At 40.2% G+C, this 18,675-nt stretch carries 15 protein-coding genes, 2 tRNA genes and 1 pseudogene; 13 read left to right on the top strand and 5 right to left on the bottom strand.

What is annotated here, in order from left to right; translation table 11 throughout:
• Positions 1-484 precede the first annotated feature (484 nt).
• Complete coding sequence (locus PCY09_RS07670; RefSeq protein WP_004250751.1) at positions 485-829, top strand: lipopolysaccharide assembly protein LapA domain-containing protein; 345 nt, start codon at positions 485-487, stop codon at positions 827-829.
• 662 nt (positions 830-1,491) lie between these two features.
• Here PCY09_RS07670 and PCY09_RS07665 read toward each other — a convergent pair.
• Positions 1,492-2,636, bottom strand: a pseudogene (locus PCY09_RS07665) (low temperature requirement protein A).
• An 803-nt stretch (positions 2,637-3,439) separates the two neighbouring features.
• Between PCY09_RS07665 and PCY09_RS07660 the strand changes: the two are divergent.
• Together PCY09_RS07660 and PCY09_RS07655 are read left to right on the top strand one after the other, a co-directional pair.
• A complete protein-coding gene (locus tag PCY09_RS07660; RefSeq protein ID WP_125397195.1) occupies positions 3,440-4,729 on the top strand; it encodes a DUF308 domain-containing protein in 1,290 nt (429 codons plus the stop codon).
• A 9-nt stretch (positions 4,730-4,738) separates the two neighbouring features.
• Entirely contained in the window at positions 4,739-5,827 is a 1,089-nt protein-coding gene (locus PCY09_RS07655) for an AI-2E family transporter (protein WP_001055021.1), read from the top strand.
• A gap of 140 nt (positions 5,828-5,967) precedes the next feature.
• Here PCY09_RS07655 and PCY09_RS07650 read toward each other — a convergent pair.
• The 4 genes from PCY09_RS07650 to PCY09_RS07635 form a co-directional block, all read right to left on the bottom strand.
• Positions 5,968-6,040 (bottom strand) — tRNA-Lys (locus PCY09_RS07650).
• Positions 6,041-6,102: 62 nt separating this feature from the next.
• The gene (locus PCY09_RS07645; protein ID WP_000672740.1) at positions 6,103-6,618 is read right to left on the bottom strand and encodes a DUF308 domain-containing protein; all 516 of its coding nucleotides are present in this window, start codon (positions 6,616-6,618) and stop codon (positions 6,103-6,105) included.
• Positions 6,619-6,970: 352 nt separating this feature from the next.
• Positions 6,971-7,043 (bottom strand) — tRNA-Lys (locus tag PCY09_RS07640).
• A gap of 264 nt (positions 7,044-7,307) precedes the next feature.
• Positions 7,308-8,579, bottom strand: a complete 1,272-nt coding sequence (locus PCY09_RS07635) for a replication-associated recombination protein A (protein WP_084873430.1) — start codon at positions 8,577-8,579, stop codon at positions 7,308-7,310.
• A 115-nt stretch (positions 8,580-8,694) separates the two neighbouring features.
• Here PCY09_RS07635 and PCY09_RS07630 point away from each other — a divergent pair, with 115 nt between their 5' ends.
• The 10 genes from PCY09_RS07630 to PCY09_RS07585 all read left to right on the top strand — a co-directional run bounded on the left by PCY09_RS07630 (position 8,695) and on the right by PCY09_RS07585 (position 18,611).
• Positions 8,695-9,165: a DUF3013 family protein gene (locus PCY09_RS07630; RefSeq protein ID WP_023935667.1), complete on the top strand. Its 471-nt coding sequence runs from the start codon at positions 8,695-8,697 to the stop codon at positions 9,163-9,165.
• Positions 9,166-9,183: 18 nt separating this feature from the next.
• A complete protein-coding gene (locus PCY09_RS07625; RefSeq protein WP_125397194.1) occupies positions 9,184-10,257 on the top strand; it encodes a site-2 protease family protein in 1,074 nt (357 codons plus the stop codon).
• 78 nt (positions 10,258-10,335) lie between these two features.
• Positions 10,336-10,899, top strand: coding sequence for a hypothetical protein (locus PCY09_RS07620; RefSeq protein ID WP_227250316.1), 564 nt, complete (start codon positions 10,336-10,338; stop codon positions 10,897-10,899).
• 53 nt (positions 10,900-10,952) lie between these two features.
• A complete protein-coding gene (locus PCY09_RS07615) occupies positions 10,953-11,387 on the top strand; it encodes an NUDIX hydrolase (RefSeq protein WP_125397193.1) in 435 nt (144 codons plus the stop codon).
• Positions 11,384-11,854: a GNAT family N-acetyltransferase gene (locus PCY09_RS07610; protein ID WP_125397192.1), complete on the top strand. Its 471-nt coding sequence runs from the start codon at positions 11,384-11,386 to the stop codon at positions 11,852-11,854. The genes PCY09_RS07615 and PCY09_RS07610 overlap by 4 nt, the downstream gene beginning before the upstream one ends.
• A 143-nt stretch (positions 11,855-11,997) precedes the next feature.
• The gene (gene prmA / locus PCY09_RS07605; protein WP_301556707.1) at positions 11,998-12,951 is read left to right on the top strand and encodes a 50S ribosomal protein L11 methyltransferase; all 954 of its coding nucleotides are present in this window, start codon (positions 11,998-12,000) and stop codon (positions 12,949-12,951) included.
• Entirely contained in the window at positions 12,952-13,695 is a 744-nt protein-coding gene (locus tag PCY09_RS07600) for a 16S rRNA (uracil(1498)-N(3))-methyltransferase (protein WP_125397190.1), read from the top strand. It begins immediately after the preceding gene.
• Positions 13,696-13,742: 47 nt separating this feature from the next.
• Complete coding sequence (locus PCY09_RS07595; RefSeq protein WP_061596727.1) at positions 13,743-14,615, top strand: Rgg/GadR/MutR family transcriptional regulator; 873 nt, start codon at positions 13,743-13,745, stop codon at positions 14,613-14,615.
• A 215-nt stretch (positions 14,616-14,830) separates the two neighbouring features.
• Positions 14,831-16,066 (top strand): hypothetical protein, encoded by a 1,236-nt coding sequence (locus tag PCY09_RS07590; protein ID WP_060970770.1) that lies wholly within the window; start codon positions 14,831-14,833, stop codon positions 16,064-16,066.
• Between the two features lie 328 nt (positions 16,067-16,394).
• Positions 16,395-18,611, top strand: a complete 2,217-nt coding sequence (locus PCY09_RS07585; RefSeq protein ID WP_008809805.1) for a bifunctional (p)ppGpp synthetase/guanosine-3',5'-bis(diphosphate) 3'-pyrophosphohydrolase — start codon at positions 16,395-16,397, stop codon at positions 18,609-18,611.
• Positions 18,612-18,675: the final 64 nt, after the last annotated feature.

The raw sequence follows: 18,675 nt of genomic DNA, 5'->3' as shown, positions 1-18,675 counted from the left end.
ATATTAGACTCAGAATATCCTAAAAATTTAAGCAAAAAAGCCTTGATTTTCAAGGCTTTCTTTTCTATATTTCTATGCCCCCTGCATGAATTTGTAAGAACTTTTCATATTGAAAATAAACAAAAATGTTGAAATATAGCTGATTTTAGGGAAATACTTTTAGGTATTTTCAATGTCAGGATTTAAAAATGGGGCAAAAGTGGGGCAAAAATAACGAATGACTCATATAGGTTTCCTATTTGGTTTGAAAACCTATAATACCTAATGATTATGCTATACTAGATATATAGTGTTGTTATAAATAAATGTCAGTGCGAGATCAAATCGGGATACTGTCAATAATTATGTGTAAATACTCAAGTAGAGTTACGGAGTGTTAATCAAATAATTATTGACAGTATCGAATTTTTCTGGTAGAATGGCTTCGGTTAATATCTAAATGTTGTGTAGTTTTCTATCAACATAGTCAGGAGAAAAGGAACTTATGCTAAAAAAATTTAATGAATTGTCACTGAAAGATAAGGCTTATCTAATTGGCGGTTTGATCTTATTAGTCATTGTGATCTGCTTTGGTCTGCTCAATCGTCAAACAGTAACTGTCAGTCTTGTCTTTACACAACTATCTGCTTCCTTGATTTTGGTGATTTTTACTTGTCTAGTAATCGGAATCATTGCTGGTAGTGTTATTGGTATTAGCTATCACCATAGCAAGACTCAAGATCTGAGAAGCCGCATTGCTGAAGCAGAAGCGACTATCAATATAAAAGACAAGGAGCTTGTCCAGTACGAGGAACAGGTGCAACAATTAAAACAGGAAGCCAAACAATAAGTGTAGAAATCAAAAAGTTCCAGAGTCAGGTGAGACTTTGGAACTTTTTTGGGATAAGAGTGTCCCGTCTTAACAGAGCAGGTGTTTATTAGCAAGGATGAAGTCGATAAACCGTTGGCTGGCTAAGGGAAGAATACTCCTATCTGTAAAAGCAATAGAAAAAGGTCGGCAAATAGGTGGTTTGGTACTGCGTTGGACAATATTATAATTGACTTTCCGACTCAGAAAGATGCAAAAGATTTTCAGTTATTTTTCATTACACAAGTTAATGAAAAATAAACATATGTGGCTTTCGTGTTAGATAAAGACCTTATTTTAATTTATTCTAACTATTCTCAGGATAACGACATGAATTTGTAAGAACTTTTCATATTGAAAATAAACAAAAATGTTGAAATATAGCTGATTTTAGGGAAATACTTTTAGGTATTTTCAATGTCAGGATTTAAAAATGGGGCAAAAGTGGGGCAAAAACAAATTAACGAAAAAAATATCGAGTTCGTGCATCAAGTAAATGATAAATTGCAAGAATAAGTGCAACATTTACTCGAACTCATCCTCTAGAGCTTCACTAGCAGTTCTGTAAGCTAAACATTTTCGTGGTCGGTGATTGATATCATATAAAGCCTTGGTTCCCAAAGCTTTTTTATGTTATAAACTCATTAAAATAACTCCCAGTTAGATTTGGAATGTTTTTTAGTCTGTGTCATATAAAAATAAATAGAATGAATGGCTATAGCTAGAGCTAAAATGGTTGTTATACTCACTACTATTATAGGATTAGAAGCAAAGATCAAAGAGAGAATAAAGGCAGCCAGATAGAGTGTCGCTTGGACACAGTAGTAACTTTTCGAATAGCGAAGATAGTGTTTGTTATAGGGCCCATTTACTAGGACAGCAGCTTGAAAGAGGCCAAATCCGATATAAGAGAAGCTGGTTGCAAAGAGACGATTAGCTTCAGGATTCTGAAGAAAACTCATCGATACAGTCATCATCATAAGTCCAATGAAAATAGGATAGTGACTGTAAATTAGAAATAGTCCCTTTTGATTAGATTTTTCATCAATAGCATGGTCGAATTGACCAAAATAAAACAAGAACAGAGAAATCATAATAATGAAATAAAGAACCGAATAAATCGAGAAATTCTCGATTGTAAAGAAGTTAGCTAGATTCGTAATCATCTCTCCAAACGTAATAATGACAAGAAGGGAGATGCGCTCGATTAAATGGGGGAGATTTACCTGGTAATGCTTATCTTTATTAAGCAAGATACTTGGCGTAATAAATGTTAGCAGAATACTAGCATAAAGGATATAGACTCCAATGTAAATAGGAAGAAGAGCTGCTAGATAGATTTCTAAACTTCGTAGACCTGTTATCCATAGAAAACCTTTGATACTTTCCCTATGAACATTATCGGTTGATTTTTTAAAAAACTCAACCAAATATTGAAAAAATAAGGTAAGGGTTAATGTACCAATAGCCCAACAGACATAATGAAAATATTGTTGCCAATCAGGTCCAATCATATTGGCTATAAAGAGTAAAAGTCCCATTTTGATAAATATGATTACCATGTTAAATAAAGAGTTCTTTCCATAGCGATTGGTATAATCGGTTTGAATCATCCAGGAATCGATGAGAACCAAAATAGCAATGAAAAAATCAAGGAAAGAATTCCAAGTCAAAATACCGTTATGAAGATGGTGAATTAAAGCAGTTACTTTTGAAATTGCAAAAACAAAAACTAAGTCATAAAAAGTTCTGAAAATTCTACACGTTTATGTTTAATAAGAGTTGTCATCTTAAGACCTTTCTATTTTAGAAGTACAATTTATTATAACAGAAAATGGTAATGAGAGAAAAGGATATGCTTAAATAACTTTATGTGGCGCTAATGAACTGCGCCACAAAAGTTAGGTTTTTTCTGTCCAACTTTTGAGGTCAGTACAGAAGGGCCGCTTTTTCTATCGTTTTTAGTGCTAAGACTACACAAAAAAGCCTAGTAAATCAAGGCTTTTTCCTGTTGTATTTAGATGCCCCCTACAGGGATTTGGAAAGGACTTTCATATTGAGAGCAATTAAAAATATTGAAATATAAGTGATTTTAGGTATTTTCAATGTCATGATTTAAAAATGGGACAAAAGTGGGGCAAAAACCATACAGATTCTAAACTGTATGGTTCTTTTTTTATCTAACCAAGAAAGGTTAAAACTTATTAAAACAAATGCAATCAACTGTTGAAAACTTTTTAGTCCGTGTAATATAAAAACAAGTAAAAAGTTGAACTATAGGGAATATTGTGTCATAATAGGTAATAGATGAATAATTAATAGATTGGAAATAATGCTTTCTTACCTTAACAAGTTGAATTGGTTATACATTTTTTCGTCGCAATTGTGTCTATCTCTCGAGTTTAGCTAGTTTTTATAAGCTCTGGTTTCTAATCAATATAACAAATTTTAGAAGTGCATAAGACAAGATGGTGACATTACTACAGTCATTTCTAGTCACCATATGTTGCTGGCACAGGCTGTTTGTAGTGTTGGCTATTTACTAGTCAGTTTAATCGGAGTGTTTAATTTTTATTGTTGAAAGGTTTTTATATGGCGAAAATTCTATCTTTAGGTCTGACAGGTAAGAAATTACTTGCTCAGGGGTTCTTGTTTGTTCTGCTAGGTCTCATCTTGATGGTCACGGGGACTTGGTTGCCAGTAAAGGTTATTCGACTGGTTCTGTTTTTAGCTTGGATAGCAACGGTCTTAGATTTAGTATTACGTATTTTCAAAAAAAGTCAGTCAACGGACACCTTGGGAGTTGCACTGGTTAAATTGTTAGTGCTGGGATATTTGCTAGGTTCTAATCTTGCGACTGATATACCGATTTATGTTCTGGCTCTTGTGATTGGAGTTTATCAGATTTTTCATGCTAGTATTAACCTTGTCACCTATGTTCTCTACCGCAAAAACAAAATTCGACCTCGTTTTCGTCTCTTACTAGATGGACTCGTACTAGTTTTTCTTGGTGGGACTAGTCTTTTGTCCTCTACAGGAAATTCTGTCTTTCAACTCTTTGTATTAGGGGCTTATTTTTTCCTTTATGGTGTGTCCAATATCCGTGATGGTTTCTTGTTTGAGGAGGAAATTGGGAAAAACCATCTCAAACGTCGTGTAAGAATGAGCTTACCTATTGTCCTAGCCGCTCTCATCCCTGCAAGTACTTTAGCAAAAATCAACAAATTCATGCAGGAAAATGCTGATGAGAGAGAGGATATCCATCTTGGAATGGTGAAGTCTGGTAAGACAGCGGAGCTTGAAATTTTTGTTCATACAGCTGAGACCTCTCTGTTTTCGGCAATTGGTCATGTGGATATCTGCTATCAAGGCCGTGTTATTTCTTATGGCAACTATGATCCGTCTTCTGAGACCTTATTTGGCATGGTAGGAGATGGTGTCTTATATTTCTGTGATCGTGACAAGTACATTGACCTATGTAAACGTGAGAGTCAAAAAACGCTTTTTGGTTATGGGATAGATTTGACGCCTGAAATGGAAAAAGCAGTTCAGAAAAAGTTGGCTGAATTGAAACAACTGACGATTCCATGGGAGCCAAGTGCAGATAAAATCATGACAGGTGATGGTAAGGAAGACTACACCTACGCTTATAAAATCAGACATGAGACAGATGGGGAACTTTATAAATTTATCAAATCTAAGTTTAAATCCTACTTTGTCTTATCTACAAACTGTGTGCTCTTGGCTGATACCATAGTCGGTCAGGCTGGCACCGATATCCTCTCACCCAAAGGATTTATCGCTCCAGGAACTTACCAAGCCTACCTTAATCGAGAGTTTGAAAAACCAAATAGTATAGTCGTATCTAAACATGTTTATTAAGAAGAATTTATGAACTTAGTAAAAAAATACACCCCGTTAATACTTTTTATAGGGCTGGTTGCTCTTGTAATTCTGAATGCATCGAGCTTTATATCAGGAGCAATCTCTCTCTTTGATGTAATATCAACCTTGATTTATGGTGCTGTTATTGCTTTTGTGCTTAATGTTCCTATGAAAAAAATTGAACAGTACTTAGTTAAATTGAAGGTAAAGGCAGAGTTGCGTCGTCCGATTGCCATGGTACTTGTTTTCCTAGCTCTTATCTTAATCGTGATTGCTCTTTTGGTTTTGGTGCTGCCAACCCTAGCCCAGACTATTAGTCAGCTGGGAACAGTCCTTTCAACAGTCCTTACTCAACTTGGGAAATTGCTAGGCAGCTCGGAATTTGTAACCAAAGACATGTTGTCAACTATCGTATCAGGCATACAGGGACAATCTAGTTCTATTAGCCAAGCTTTGATAGGTTTTTTATCAGGTCTGACTAGTAATATCGGCAATATTTTTTCAAGTTTGATGAATGCCTTTTTGATTATAGTCTTCACCTTTTCATTTTTATCCAGTAAGGAACATTTGGCAGCGATGACGAGTCGACTTCTAAAAGTTTTTCTTCCAGAGAAGGTGGTGATAAAGTTGACTTACATTGGACAAGTAGCACTAGAGACTTATGACCAATTTTTGATGAGTCAGCTGATTGAAGCAGTTATCATAGGAGTTATGATAGCGGTTGGTTACAGCGTGTTTGGGATACCCTATGGAGTAATGACAGGTATCTTTGCAGGAGTGCTATCGTTCATTCCTTATGTAGGGCCTATGATTGCTTGTGTTGTGGGAGCGATTTTTATCTTCACAGTGAGTCCTACTCAAGCCTTACTTTCTCTTCTTCTATATCAAGTTATACAGCTGATTGAAGGAAACCTTATTTATCCTAGAGTTGTAGGTCAGTCTATTGGTTTGCCAGCTATTTTCACGCTTGCGGCTGCTAGTATTGGAGGCAATCTCTTTGGCTTACTTGGGATGATATTCTTTACACCGATATTTGCTGTTATCTATCGATTGGTTAAGGAATTTGTCGTTGCAAAGGAAAATCAGCTAGATTAAGAAAAACTAAATTTAATAAGATATACTGAGAAGAGAGTGAGAGATTCTCTTCTCTTTTATTTTTAAATACTTTTCTACAAAAAGCTATTAGACGTTAAAAAAAGCCTTGGTTTCAAGGCTTATTTCTGTTGATTTAGATGTGCCCCCTGCAGGGCTCGAACCTGCGCCCCATAGCTTAAGAGTCTACTGCTCTACCAACTGAGCTAAGGAGGCAACAGAAAAAGCTGAGAATGTAACTTCCCAGCTATTTTAATATGCCCAAAATGGCAGCTAGATTATTTACGGAAGGCATCAAGGATATAGGTGAAACCAACAATTAAAAATGCAAAGGCAACGACATAAACGACAAAGACACTTGTAGCTACTGGATTGAACAAAATCACTAGACCTAGTAAAAATGCAAGCAACGCTATCCACATGATATGGTTGCCAATAATAGGGAAAATCAATCCCAGACGATTGCCTTTAAAGAAAACTATAATGGCTTCTACAATTAACCAAATTCCTAAAATAGTTGGAATGACAACTGGCAGCGTCACAAAGCCATAGGCAACGAGGTAAAGAGCTAAGAGAAGATTAACAATCCCTTGGAAAAGATGAGCTGGTGAGCGAAGCTCTTTTGGTACAGAGAAATAGCCTAAAATAGCTGCTATAGAAGAAACCAGTAAACCAAATGCAATCCACCAGCTGTAAGCAACAAGATTAGCTACTGGGTTTGTAAATAGGAAAAGTCCTAAAAGGACAAAAACAACTCCTGCAAGGAATAGCAGTAAACGATTAGAAAATTTCATTTCAATACCCCCTATATAGTATAGTATAGTTTGATAATAAAAATATTATACACCTTTTTAGAGGAAATATCAATAAACAAAATGGAAAATTTGGAAGTTTCAGTCTGATTTATGAAAAGAAAATCAGTTTTTATTATTTTGAAAATAAAAAGAGAAGATAAAATTTGTCTTCTCTACATGAAAATATTGTATGGCATCAAAGCAAAAGTAACTGGCTTTACACTATTTGTTAAGATGTAATTTGATTCAAAAAGAAAAGATAGATTTAAAAGTGGGGCAAATGATGAGGCAAATCAGTTATAGATAAGCAAAAAAGCCTTGGTTATCAAGGCTTTTTCCTGTTGTATGTAGATGCCCCCTACAGGGATCGAACCTGTGACCCACGGATTAAGAGTCCGCTGCTCTGCCAGCTGAGCTAAGGAGGCAAAGAAAAAAGCTGTATTGGTGCCGAAACTTCACGGTTTGTATTGAACCCGCGCAATTAAGCAGGTGGGCAACTCGCTCTAACTGAAGCTGTTTCCGTGTGAGACGGCCTACATGCTGTTAGAAGACTTTTGTTTCCCTAATAATACAAAAAATAGTCGGTCAACACTTAAGTGTGAAGTCGTACACCACAGCGTTTCTATGTTTATATGATACCACTTTTTCAAAAAAAATCAAGAGGAAAGTGCAATTTTTTGAAAAGGATTTCAGATTTTTCGCAAACGGTCGATAGCTTCCTTTCTTTGAGCCAAAGCCCGTTCATATTTACCAGTATCTTCTGCTTGGAAATAGTGATGACTACGAATTTTTTCTGGCAGATAGTCTTGCTTGACCCAATTTCCAGGATAGTTGTGTGGATAGAGATAGTCTTGGGCATTCCCCAGTTCCTTGCTTCCACTGTAGTGCCCATCACGCAGGTGCCGAGGAATAGGCAAATGCCCTGATGTTTTGAGGTCGGCAAGTGCCTTGTCCATAGCTACATAGGCTGAGTTGGATTTTGGAGAAAGGGCTAAATCAATCACGATATTGGCAATGAGAATGCGAGCTTCTGGGAAGCCAATCTTTTGAGCAGCATCTAGAGCAGTTACAGTATGAATCTGGGCTTCAGGATTTGCCAAACCGATATCTTCATAAGCGATAACGGTCAAGCGACGAGCGAGACTGGGCAGATCACCAGCCTCAATCAAGCGGGCCGCGTAGTGGAGACTGGCATCCACATCCGAGCCACGGATGGATTTTTGCAGGGCCGAAAGGACATCGTAGTGACCGTCCCCATCCTTATCCATGGTAATGTAACTCCGTTGCAGGCTATTTTCCATGATATCCAGTGTTATATGGCGGATACCCTTGTCATTTTCGGGAGTAGAGAGAACGGCTAAGTCTAGTGAATTAAAGGCAGAACGCAGGTCTCCATTTGTAGAGGTCGCGATGAAATCAAGGGCATCCTCATCTAGCTCAACTAGGAAGTCAAATCCCCTTTCAGGGTCGCTGATGGCAATTTGCAGGGCTTGTTTAACATCTTGATTGGACAAGGGTTCTAACTCAAAAATCTGAACACGGCTACGAATGGCTGGAGTGACAGAAAAGAAAGGATTTTCAGTCGTCGCCCCAATCATGATGACCAGACCACTTTCTAAGAGGGGAAGGAGAAAGTCTTGCTTGGTTTTATCTAGTCGGTGGATCTCGTCCAGTAGTAGGACCAATCCACCAGAGAATTTAGCCTCTTCAGCGATTTCTTGAAGTCGCTTCTTACTATCGACTGTCGCATTAAAGGTCCGAAAGGCATACTTGGTGGTCCCAGCGATGGCAGAGGCGATACTGGTCTTTCCGATTCCTGGAGGTCCGTAGAGAATCATGGAGGACAGACGATTGGCTTCCACCATGCGACGGATAATTTTTCCAGGTCCGATTAGATGCTCCTGACCGATGACCTGGTCGATGGTTTTGGGGCGCATGCGAAGCGCGAGATTGTCTGGCATAGCAGTCCTTTCTAACATGGATTTTCTGATGTATATGTGGTAAGATGGTAGTATCTATTTTAGCATATTTCCGAGCAATCGGGGCGATTAAAGAGTCGCATAGAAAGAGGACAAAATGGCAACATACGGATTTTTAGATGTTTTAGAGGAAGAATTGGACAAGAACTTTCCCTTTGACTTTGAGATTAGTTGGGACAAGCGCAACCATGCGGTAGAAGTGAGTTTTCTTTTGGAAGCACAAAACGCTGCAGGTGTGGAGATGGTGGACGAGGACGGAGAGGTATCATCAGACGATATCCTCTTTGAAGAAGCAGTCCTTTTCTACAATCCTGCCAAGTCAACAGTCAATGAGGAAGACTATTTGACAGTTATCCCTTACCTACCTAAAAAAGGTTTTTCTCGTGAGTTTCTAGCTTATTTTGCGCTATTCCTCAAAGACACTGCAGAGGTTGGGCTGGATGCGCTTATGGACTTTTTGGAAGACCCAGAAGCAGAAGAGTTCGTCATGGAATGGAACCAAGAAGTCTTTGAAGAAGGAAAAGTCGGCTTGGAAGAAGGAGAATTTTATCCTTATCCGAGGTATTAGAAACTAGCGAGGAAGTATATGAAGAAAATAGGTTTGTCTTTTATCTCTGGTCTGTCCTTCGTTTTTTTGATGCTAGGATTTGCTTTTGGGACAATTGCCTTTATAGAGTTAGACTTTTCGTTTGTCTTTGTTCCAGGTTACCTATTTACTTTCTTCAGCATCTATCTGATATTTATCCTTCATGAGCTGGGACACGCATTTTGCGGTTACCTGACAGGCTATCGACTGGTGGCTTTTGGATTAGGGAATTTTCTTCTGACCAAAAAGTCAGGCAAGTTTTCTCTTAGCCGAACTGCCGTTCTGAAAAATGTTGGTGCTCAGTATATTGGATTAAAAGAGGACGAAAGTGATCAAAGAATCATTCTGATGCTTTCAGGAGGTTTGCTGGTTCATCTCAGCTTGATATTATTGGCGATATTGTTTGGATTTTTGACAAAAAGCTGGTATTTTGCTGGTACTTGGATTTTTCTTAATTTGTCTTTCTTTCTAAACAACACTTTGCCAGTCGGCATCACCGATGGAGCAAAAATATGGGAATTGCGACAACACCCTGAAAATACCAAATACGCCTACATGGTGTTGAGGCATTCTGCCCAGACCCTGCTAGCTCCTCAAGGATATGATTTGAAAGACTTTATCATGCCTGTTGATGAGGATGCGAGAGGGAGTTTTGCAGAAAGTATTCAAACTCTTGAGGGAGTGGTTTTCATATTGGATGGTCATTTAGAGACAGCTAAAAAGCTATTTCAATCTTTACTAGAGAGAACAGAACACTCGCTGTCTGAAACTTTTTGCCAACTATGCCTTCTTCAAATCGCCTTGCTAGAAGGTGATGATGAGAAAGCGGAGGAATATGCAAGTATTCGAAGCGTTAAATCCTTTTTATCTCTAAAAATGGCAGATGTGCAGAGCATTCAAGCCTGGTATCAATTTAAGGTAAGGAACGACATGGCTCAAACTCGCAAGGCTATGAAGATTGCTAGACAGAAAATGAATAGCAGCCGAATGCTACGAAACGAGAAACAATACTATGAAAACTGGTTAGAGGAGCTGGAGAAGGAAATCCATGAAGAAAACTCTGTTGTAAGCTGACAAGCTAGGTTTGTTTCAATCGGCTTGATTGCTTGATATAAATGAGAAGGGGATCTAACTGGTGTTTCTGAAGAGGGGTTGAAGTCTAGAAAAGAGGTAAAAATGTTTCATATTTTCAAGCAGCTATTTAGGAAAATAAGCCCAAACTCGCAAGAGTATGGGATTTCTCTACCACGCAATCGATTTGAAAATTTAGATTTTGAGAGAGTGTTGAAGTGTGAAAGCCGCCGATTTTTTAATGAAGGGGGACTTTATGACGAGAGCGCAAAAATCATGGAACTTGAGTTTTCTGAAGGCTTTGGAGAATTTGAGTTTTTGATTTACTTTAAGACTGGTGAAGAGAAACAGTTTGAGCAGTTGATAGCTTCTTTAAACGACTTTGATAATGCCATCCAGTCCAGTTTGGAAAGGGAGTTTCAAAACTCCATTCCTCAGAACAAGAAAAAGTTGAACAATAGTCGAGAGAGGCGAGAGAAATATTTTTATTTTCATCCATGGATACTGAGTTGCGAGGAGGCTCCACCTAGTCTTCGCTATGTTGCAGATAATGTAAACGATGAGTTTACGGTTTATTTTAGTAAGAATCAGGGGAGATGGCAGGCATATTGGGATCTAGATTGTCAAAAATTGATTCAAGAATAGCTAAGTAGAATGCTAGCATAGAGCAGTTTGTTATCATAGGAAGAGACTTAATCATGGAATTATTGAATAAAAGAATGAATTTCACAGGCTGTAAAATTGCCCTCTTTTGTGAGGATAGGATTTTAACTATCTTACGCGATGACAAGCCCAGCATTCCTTGGCCCAATATGTGGGAGTTACCAGGTGGTGGCCGTGAGGGTGAGGAGACGCCTTTTGAATGCGTCCAAAGAGAAGTTTTTGAAGAGCTTGGTTTGAAGCTTAAAGAAGTGGATATTTTCTGGGCTAAGGAATATCAAGGAATGCTTGATCCTGACAAAACCTCTATTTTTATGGTGGGAACCATCACTCAGGAAGAATTTGCCAGCATTGTCTTTGGTGATGAGGGACAGGCTTATCAGATGATGGATGTGAGTCAGTTCTTATCAGATAAAAAGGTTATTCCGCAGCTGCAGGACAGGTTGAGCGATTATTTGGAGGTGCGATCATGATTTATATTGAGCGGGCAGGAGCTGAGGATTTAGAAACCATTATTACCATTCAGCGAGCGAGTTTTAAGGCCGTTTATGAGAAATATCAGGATCAATACGACCCCTATCTGGAGGAGCGTGAGCGGATTCGCTGGAAGCTGGTTGAGCGGCCCAATAGTTTTTATTATTTTGTCAAAGACGACGAGAAGATTCTGGGCTTTATTCGCTTGAATACAAATGATGAACAGACAGCAGGCTGGATTGGGACAGTGGCGATTTTGCCAGAGCACCAGAATAAAGGATATGGCTCCGAGGGGCTCGGTCTGATTGAGGAGAAATTCTCCACCATTAGGCAATGGGATTTGTGTACGGTTTTCCAGGATAAAGGCATGGTGGCTTTTTATGAGAAAAACGGCTATCATCAGACCCATACGGAGCCCGAAAAAGAGGGCATGGATATGGTCTATATGACGAAGACAATAAAATAAACAAAGAAAGGATCGTTCAGTTAAATTTCTAAACTGAACCCGCCCTAAACACTGTGGCAAAAAGATAAAGTTCTCTTAGACGCAAACGTCGTCAGAGGATTTCCTATTTTGGCTTTGTGTTTTACGGGCTTGGTATTTTAATGATGGACACTTGGCAGGAATTAACGATTGAAGTGAAGCGTGAGGCGGAGGAAGCAGCCTCTAATATTCTGATTGAGCTGGGCAGTCAGGGCGTGGCTATCGATGACAGCGCAGATTATCTGGGGCAGGTTGACCAGTATGGTGAGCTTTTTCCAGAAGTTGAGCAGAGTGAGCGGGTCAGGATTACGGGATACTATCCGGATTCAGTGGATATAGAGGCTGTTGCAGCCCAGGCCAATGAGCGTCTGGCTGAGCTGGATGGCTTTGGCTTGGAGACGGGAGGTATTCAGATGACTCGGCAGGAACTGGCTGAGGAAGACTGGGCAGACAACTGGAAAAAATACTTTGAACCAGCTCGCATCACTCATGATTTGACCATTGTGCCGTCTTGGACGGACTATGAGGCGACTATGGGAGAAAAGATTATCAAGCTAGATCCTGGTATGGCCTTTGGTACGGGGACTCACCCGACGACCAAGATGAGCCTCTTTGCTCTGGAGCAGGTCTTGCGGGGCGGAGAAACGGTGTTGGATGTGGGTACAGGCAGCGGTGTCCTCTCCATTGCCAGCTCTCTCTTGGGAGCTAAGGACATCTACGCCTATGATTTAGACGAGGTAGCGGTGCGCGTGGCTCAGGAAAATATTGAGCTCAATTCAGGTATGGAGAACATTCATGTAGCGCCGGGTAATCTTCTCCGAGGCGTAGAAATCGAGGCGGATGTTATTGTTGCCAATATCTTGGCCGATATTCTCATTCATTTGACTGAGGATGCTTATCGTCTGGTCAAAGATGAGGGTTATCTGATTATGAGTGGGATTATTTCTGAGAAGTGGGACATGGTGCGCGAGTCAGCAGAAGCAGCAGGATTTTTCCTGGAAACGCATATGATTCAGGGCGAATGGAATGCCTGTGTCTTTAAGAAAACGCAGGACATTTCAGGCGTGATAGGTGGTTAGATGCAGCAATATTTTATAAAAGGAAACCCTCAGTCTCCTCTGGTTGTCACGGATAAGGACACGGCCAAACATATGTTTTCGGTCATGCGGCTCAAAGAGGGCGACCAAGTCACACTGGTCTTTGATGATGGCATAAAACGACTGGCTCAGGTGTTGGACCCCAGTCAGCAGAGCTTGGAAATCTTGGAGGAGTTAGCGGATAATACCGAGTTGCCGGTTCAAGTGACCATTGCTTCAGGCTTTCCTAAGGGCGATAAGTTGGAATTCATCACCCAGAAGGTAACGGAGCTAGGAGCTTGTGCTATCTGGGCCTTTCCAGCGGACTGGTCGGTGGCCAAGTGGGATGGCAAAAAGCTGGCTAAAAAGAGTGAAAAACTAGAGAAAATTGCTCAGGGAGCTGCAGAGCAGAGCAAGCGCAATCTAATTCCAGAAGTTCGTCTCTTTGATAAAAAGGCAAACTTTCTTGCTCAGCTGGCTCAATTTGACACCATCGTTGTGGCCTATGAAGAATCGGCCAAAGAAGGAGAAACTGCGGCTCTAGTCCGAGCGCTGTCAGGCTTGGGAGCCGGAGCAAAAGTTCTCTTTATCTTCGGACCGGAGGGCGGTCTGTCTCCAGATGAAATAGATGCCTTTCATCAAGCAGGTGCTGTATCAGCAGGTCTAGGCCCACGTATCCTGCGGGCTGAAACAGCCCCGCTTTATGCCTTGACTGCAGTCAGTGTTTTGTTGGAATTGAACCAATAGTTGAGAGTCAGTGGTCAACCAATATAAGATTAGATAGGAGACGGAATATGTATACATATATGGGTGAAGTTTTTCGAGAAATACGCCAGGGACGGAATATTTCTTTAAAAAATGCGACTGGCGATGCTTTTTCCTACTCTATGTTAAGTCGCTTTGAAAATGGGGAATCCGATATCTCTGCTGCAAAATTACTGGTTGCTTTAGAGAATATTCACATGGAGTTGGAAGAATTTGTTTATTTGGTCCGCGGTTTTCAGCCTACCTCCTACGATATGCTACAAAAGCAGCTTTGGGAGGCACACGACCAGCAGAATATGACCAAGCTGGAAAAAATGTATCAGGACCAGATTGTTAAGTATCACCAGTCCCCTCAGAAAGCGACTTACTTCCTGAATGCCCTACTGATTAAGGCTCACATGATTCTCTTTGATGAAGGTGTGGAAATAACGAAAGAAGAAAGTGACTTTCTATCTGATTATTTATTTTCAGTTGAAATCTGGGGAGAGTATGAGCTAAGATTGTTTTCTGAAATGTCGGTTTTGCTCCCGCTTGATTTATACTATAGGTATACCAGAGAAATGCTGGTAAAAACAAGCCATTTGAAGGATTTAACATCCAATAGAAATTATATTCATACCATTTTACTGAATGGATTTTTTAAGGCGATTGATAAAAACAATCGATCCAAGGCAGCCTATTTTGATAAGCAGATTCAAGATTCCTTCTTTGGGGAAAATGAAGCTTATTTCCGTATCATCTATTTGTTTGCTTCGGGCCAGTTTGACTATATATCTGGGAAGAAAAGTCAAGGAAAAGAAAAAATGGAAGATGCTATCCGAACTCTGAAGCTACTGAACTGCAACCATAGTGCGGACTACTATACTAAGAATAGGGATAACTGGTTAAAAAAGTTTGAATAAATGCAAATAGCAAATAAACTTTAAAAAATTTTTATTACAGTGATTACTAGAAAATAGCGAGGTAGGAGCTTTCTGCCTCGTTTTTTATTGCGTAAATAATTTTAGTATATGCGGTTTGAAAATATGAAAACTTTAAGCTGGGGTTTTAGTATTAAGGTATACTAGTGTCTACAAATAGCAAAGGGGAAATCAAGCAATTTGAAAGGAATCAAAATATGAAAATTTTTCTTCGGCATAGTTTATACAGAGCTTTGACTATCTCTAGGCTGTTGAATTCCTTAGGCTCATACATTTACAACCTAGTCTTTGTCATCTATGCGGCGAGCCTTCCTTATAGCAATTTGGCAGTTTTTATAGCAAACATGATTACGATAGTTCCAACGGTTTTTACTTTCTGGATTGGAGTACGGGCAGATCGGTCAGTCAGAAAAGGCCAGACGATGATAGTAGTGGGAGTGATTCAGGCCGCTCTCTTCAGTTTGGTCTCTTTTATGATTCAAAATCAAACCTTTCTAGCTTTTTCAGCCATTTGTCTTATTAATATCGTTACAGATGTTCTGAGTGATTATGCGTCTGGCTTGAGAATGCCCATTCTTCAGCATAATTTAGACAAGGATGATTTATTTAAGGCCTATTCATTTACTCAATTTGTTTCTTACCTATCAAGTATCCTTGGTCAATCATTTGGCGTCTGGCTGTTGACGGTTTCTAATAATAACTTTCCCCTGGTCGCAACCATCAATGCCTTGTCTTTTCTCTTATCTTCCCTAGTTCTTTTAGGGTATCGTCATGCCTTGACTCACAAAGAGGTTCTTCCAGTGACGGAAAAGAATTCGCTATGGAAAAATTTCAAAAAAACCTACCAAGAAATGGAACTTGTCTTCAAAAATTCTGGCAATTCTTCATTTGTGGGCATACTGCTCTCCATTTTGGCTCTTAATTCTTTGGGCGGATCCATAGGCGCCATCTATAACTTCTACTTTTTGCATAATGCGGGGATACTTGGCCTAGGCTATGGTCAGTCGCTCCTTATTGTGGAAATCATCTTATTAGTCGGAGCTATTTTGGGCAGTCTGACACCCAATGATTATTTTTCAAAGCAGTCACTGTCTTTTCTGCTGATTATGAATAGTACTTCTTTTTTATTAACAGCTCTATCAAATCTTTTGGGACTGAATCCTTTTATTGGGCTGTCTTTTCTGGCTTTTTCGGCTTACATTATGGGAAAATCTGCTCCGAAATTGGATGCCTTGATTATGGAAAAGCTTCCGGCAGATATGCTAGCACAGGGTAATAACTTTCTGGGCTTGCTCTTTACTCTTTCTATTCCCTTAGGAACTTTCGGATTTTCTTCATTAGCTCTCTATCATATGTCGGCCTGCTGGATGGTATTTGTCCTAGTTTCTATTTTATCTCTTTACCTTACGGTGAACGATTTTAAAAAAGGGTGAAATTTTTATGAATCAACAAAAGCTCGGAAAATTGGAGTTTGCTGGACCTTGAAATCTAGAATGGGTGAGCTGCTTTGTCTGTCTAGAATTACGTCAATTCAGAAAAAGCCTATTCAAAATCTTGGGTGTAATGCTTTGATCTGGTCCTTCAGTGCCGTCAGTGTTTTGTCTGAACTAATGAACTAAAGGATGTTGTATCTCATCGGATGAGGTACAGCATTTTTGACTTCTGCTGTCTTTTTATTAAAACAAGCCAGGCTCTTTGCATAAGTGTTTTCTTATTACCTTAAAAATGATAAAATAATAGGCAAGAAATTGGAGAGAATGAATGCCAAAAGAAGTGAATTTAACGGGCGATCAGGTCGTCGCTTTAACAAGGAAATATTTAGCAGCTGAGGATGTGGCTTTTGTTCAGAAAGCTTTGGTATATGCAGTGGACTGTCATAGCGGGCAATTTCGCAAGTCGGGAGAACCCTATATTGTTCATCCTATTCAGGTAGCTGGGATTCTGGCCAAGCTTAAGCTTGACGCAGTCACAGTTGCCTGTGGTTTTTTGCATGATGTGGTAGAAGATACAGATGCTAGCCTAGATGATTTAGAGCGTGAGTTTGGTCCAGATGTCCGGACGATTGTAGACGGTGTGACCAAACTGGGGAAGGTCAAGTACAAATCCCACGAGGAGCAGCTTGCTGAGAATCACCGTAAGATGCTGATGGCCATGTCGGAGGATATTCGGGTTATCTTGGTTAAGTTGGCGGACCGCCTTCACAATATGCGGACGCTCAAGCACTTACGCAAGGATAAGCAGGAGCGGATTTCGCGCGAAACCATGGAGATCTATGCTCCCTTGGCTCACAGATTGGGGATTTCTAGCGTCAAGTGGGAGTTGGAGGACTTGTCTTTCCGCTATCTCAATGAAGTCGAGTTTTATAAGATTTCTCACATGATGAAGGAAAAACGCCGTGAAAGAGAAGCCTTGGTCGAAGAAGTCGTGAGTAAGATTGAGACCTATGCAGCTGAACGTCATCTACATGGGAAGATTTATGGGCGACCTAAGCATATCTACTCGATCTATCGTAAGATGCAGGACAAGAAAAAGCGATTTGATGAAATCTATGACTTGATTGCTATTCGTTGCATTTTGGAGACACCAAGTGATGTCTATGCTATGCTAGGCTATATCCATGAGCTCTGGAAACCAATGCCAGGCCGTTTTAAGGATTATATTGCCAACCGCAAAGCCAATGGTTACCAATCCATCCATACGACGGTTTATGGGCCTAAGGGACCGATTGAGTTTCAGATTCGGACCAAGGAAATGCACGAAGTCGCTGAATACGGGGTTGCAGCTCACTGGGCCTATAAGAAGGGCATCAAAGGCAAGGTTGATAGCAAAGAATCTGCAATCGGAATGAACTGGATTCAAGAATTGATGGAATTGCAGGCAGAGTCTGGCGATGCCAAAGAATTTGTGGATTCGGTCAAAGAAAACTATCTGGCTGAAGAAATCTATGTCTTTACGCCTGATGGCTCTGTGCGTGCCTTACCTAAGGATTCAGGGCCAATCGACTTTGCCTACGAGATTCATACCAAGGTCGGGGAAAGGGCAACAGGTGCCAAGGTCAATGGACGCATGGTTCCACTGACGACTAAGCTTAAGACAGGTGACCAGGTTGAGATTATCACCAGTGCTAATTCTTTTGGTCCCAGTCGAGACTGGATTGGTCTGGTTAAGACCAGTAAGGCTCGTAATAAAATTCGTCAATTCTTTAAAAACCAAGACAAGGAATTATCTATCTCTAAAGGTCGGGAACTTCTGCAGGCTCAATTCCAGGAAAATGGCTATGTCGCCAATAAGTACATGGACAAGAAGCATATGGAAGAGGTTCTGCAAAAGACCAGCTACAAGACAGAAGAAGCTCTGTTTGCGGCTATTGGTTTTGGTGAGATAGGAGCCATTTCGATTTTCAATCGTCTGACTGAAAAAGAGCGCCGTGAAGAGGAGCGGGCCAAGGCCAGAGCTGAAGCTGAGGAATTAGTCAAAGGTGGCGAGGTCAAGGTCGAAAACAAAGAAACCCTCAAGGTCAGACATGAGGGAGGTGTAGTCATTCAGGGGGCATCTGGTCTACTGATTCGGATTGCTAAATGTTGTAACCCTGTTCCGGGTGACCATATTGTTGGCTACATTACCAAGGGTCGTGGTGTGGCTATCCATCGCTTGGACTGTATGAACCTTAAGGCTCAGGAAAATTATGAGCAACGCCTGATCGATGTCGAGTGGGAAGAAAATAATACGACCAAAGAATATACAGCCCACATCGATATCTATGGATTAAATCGGACTGGCCTTCTCAATGATGTGCTGCAGGTTTTATCAAATACAACTAAAAACATCTCTACCGTTAATGCCCAGCCGACCAAGGATATGAAATTCGCCAATATCCACGTTTCTTTTGGTATTGCTAATCTATCTATGCTAACGACGGTGGTGGATAAGATTAAGAGCGTGCCGGAGGTCTACTCAGTTAAGCGGACCAATGGATAAGTATGCGGACTAAAGTTGCTGTGTAGGATAGAGGATATCCAGATGGAAAGGGAATAGAAGCAGA

This window comes from Streptococcus sp. SG2, from assembly GCF_030439925.1.
GTDB classification, from domain to species: domain Bacteria; phylum Bacillota; class Bacilli; order Lactobacillales; family Streptococcaceae; genus Streptococcus; species Streptococcus gordonii.
This window is presented reverse-complemented; position numbering and strand designations above follow the sequence as displayed.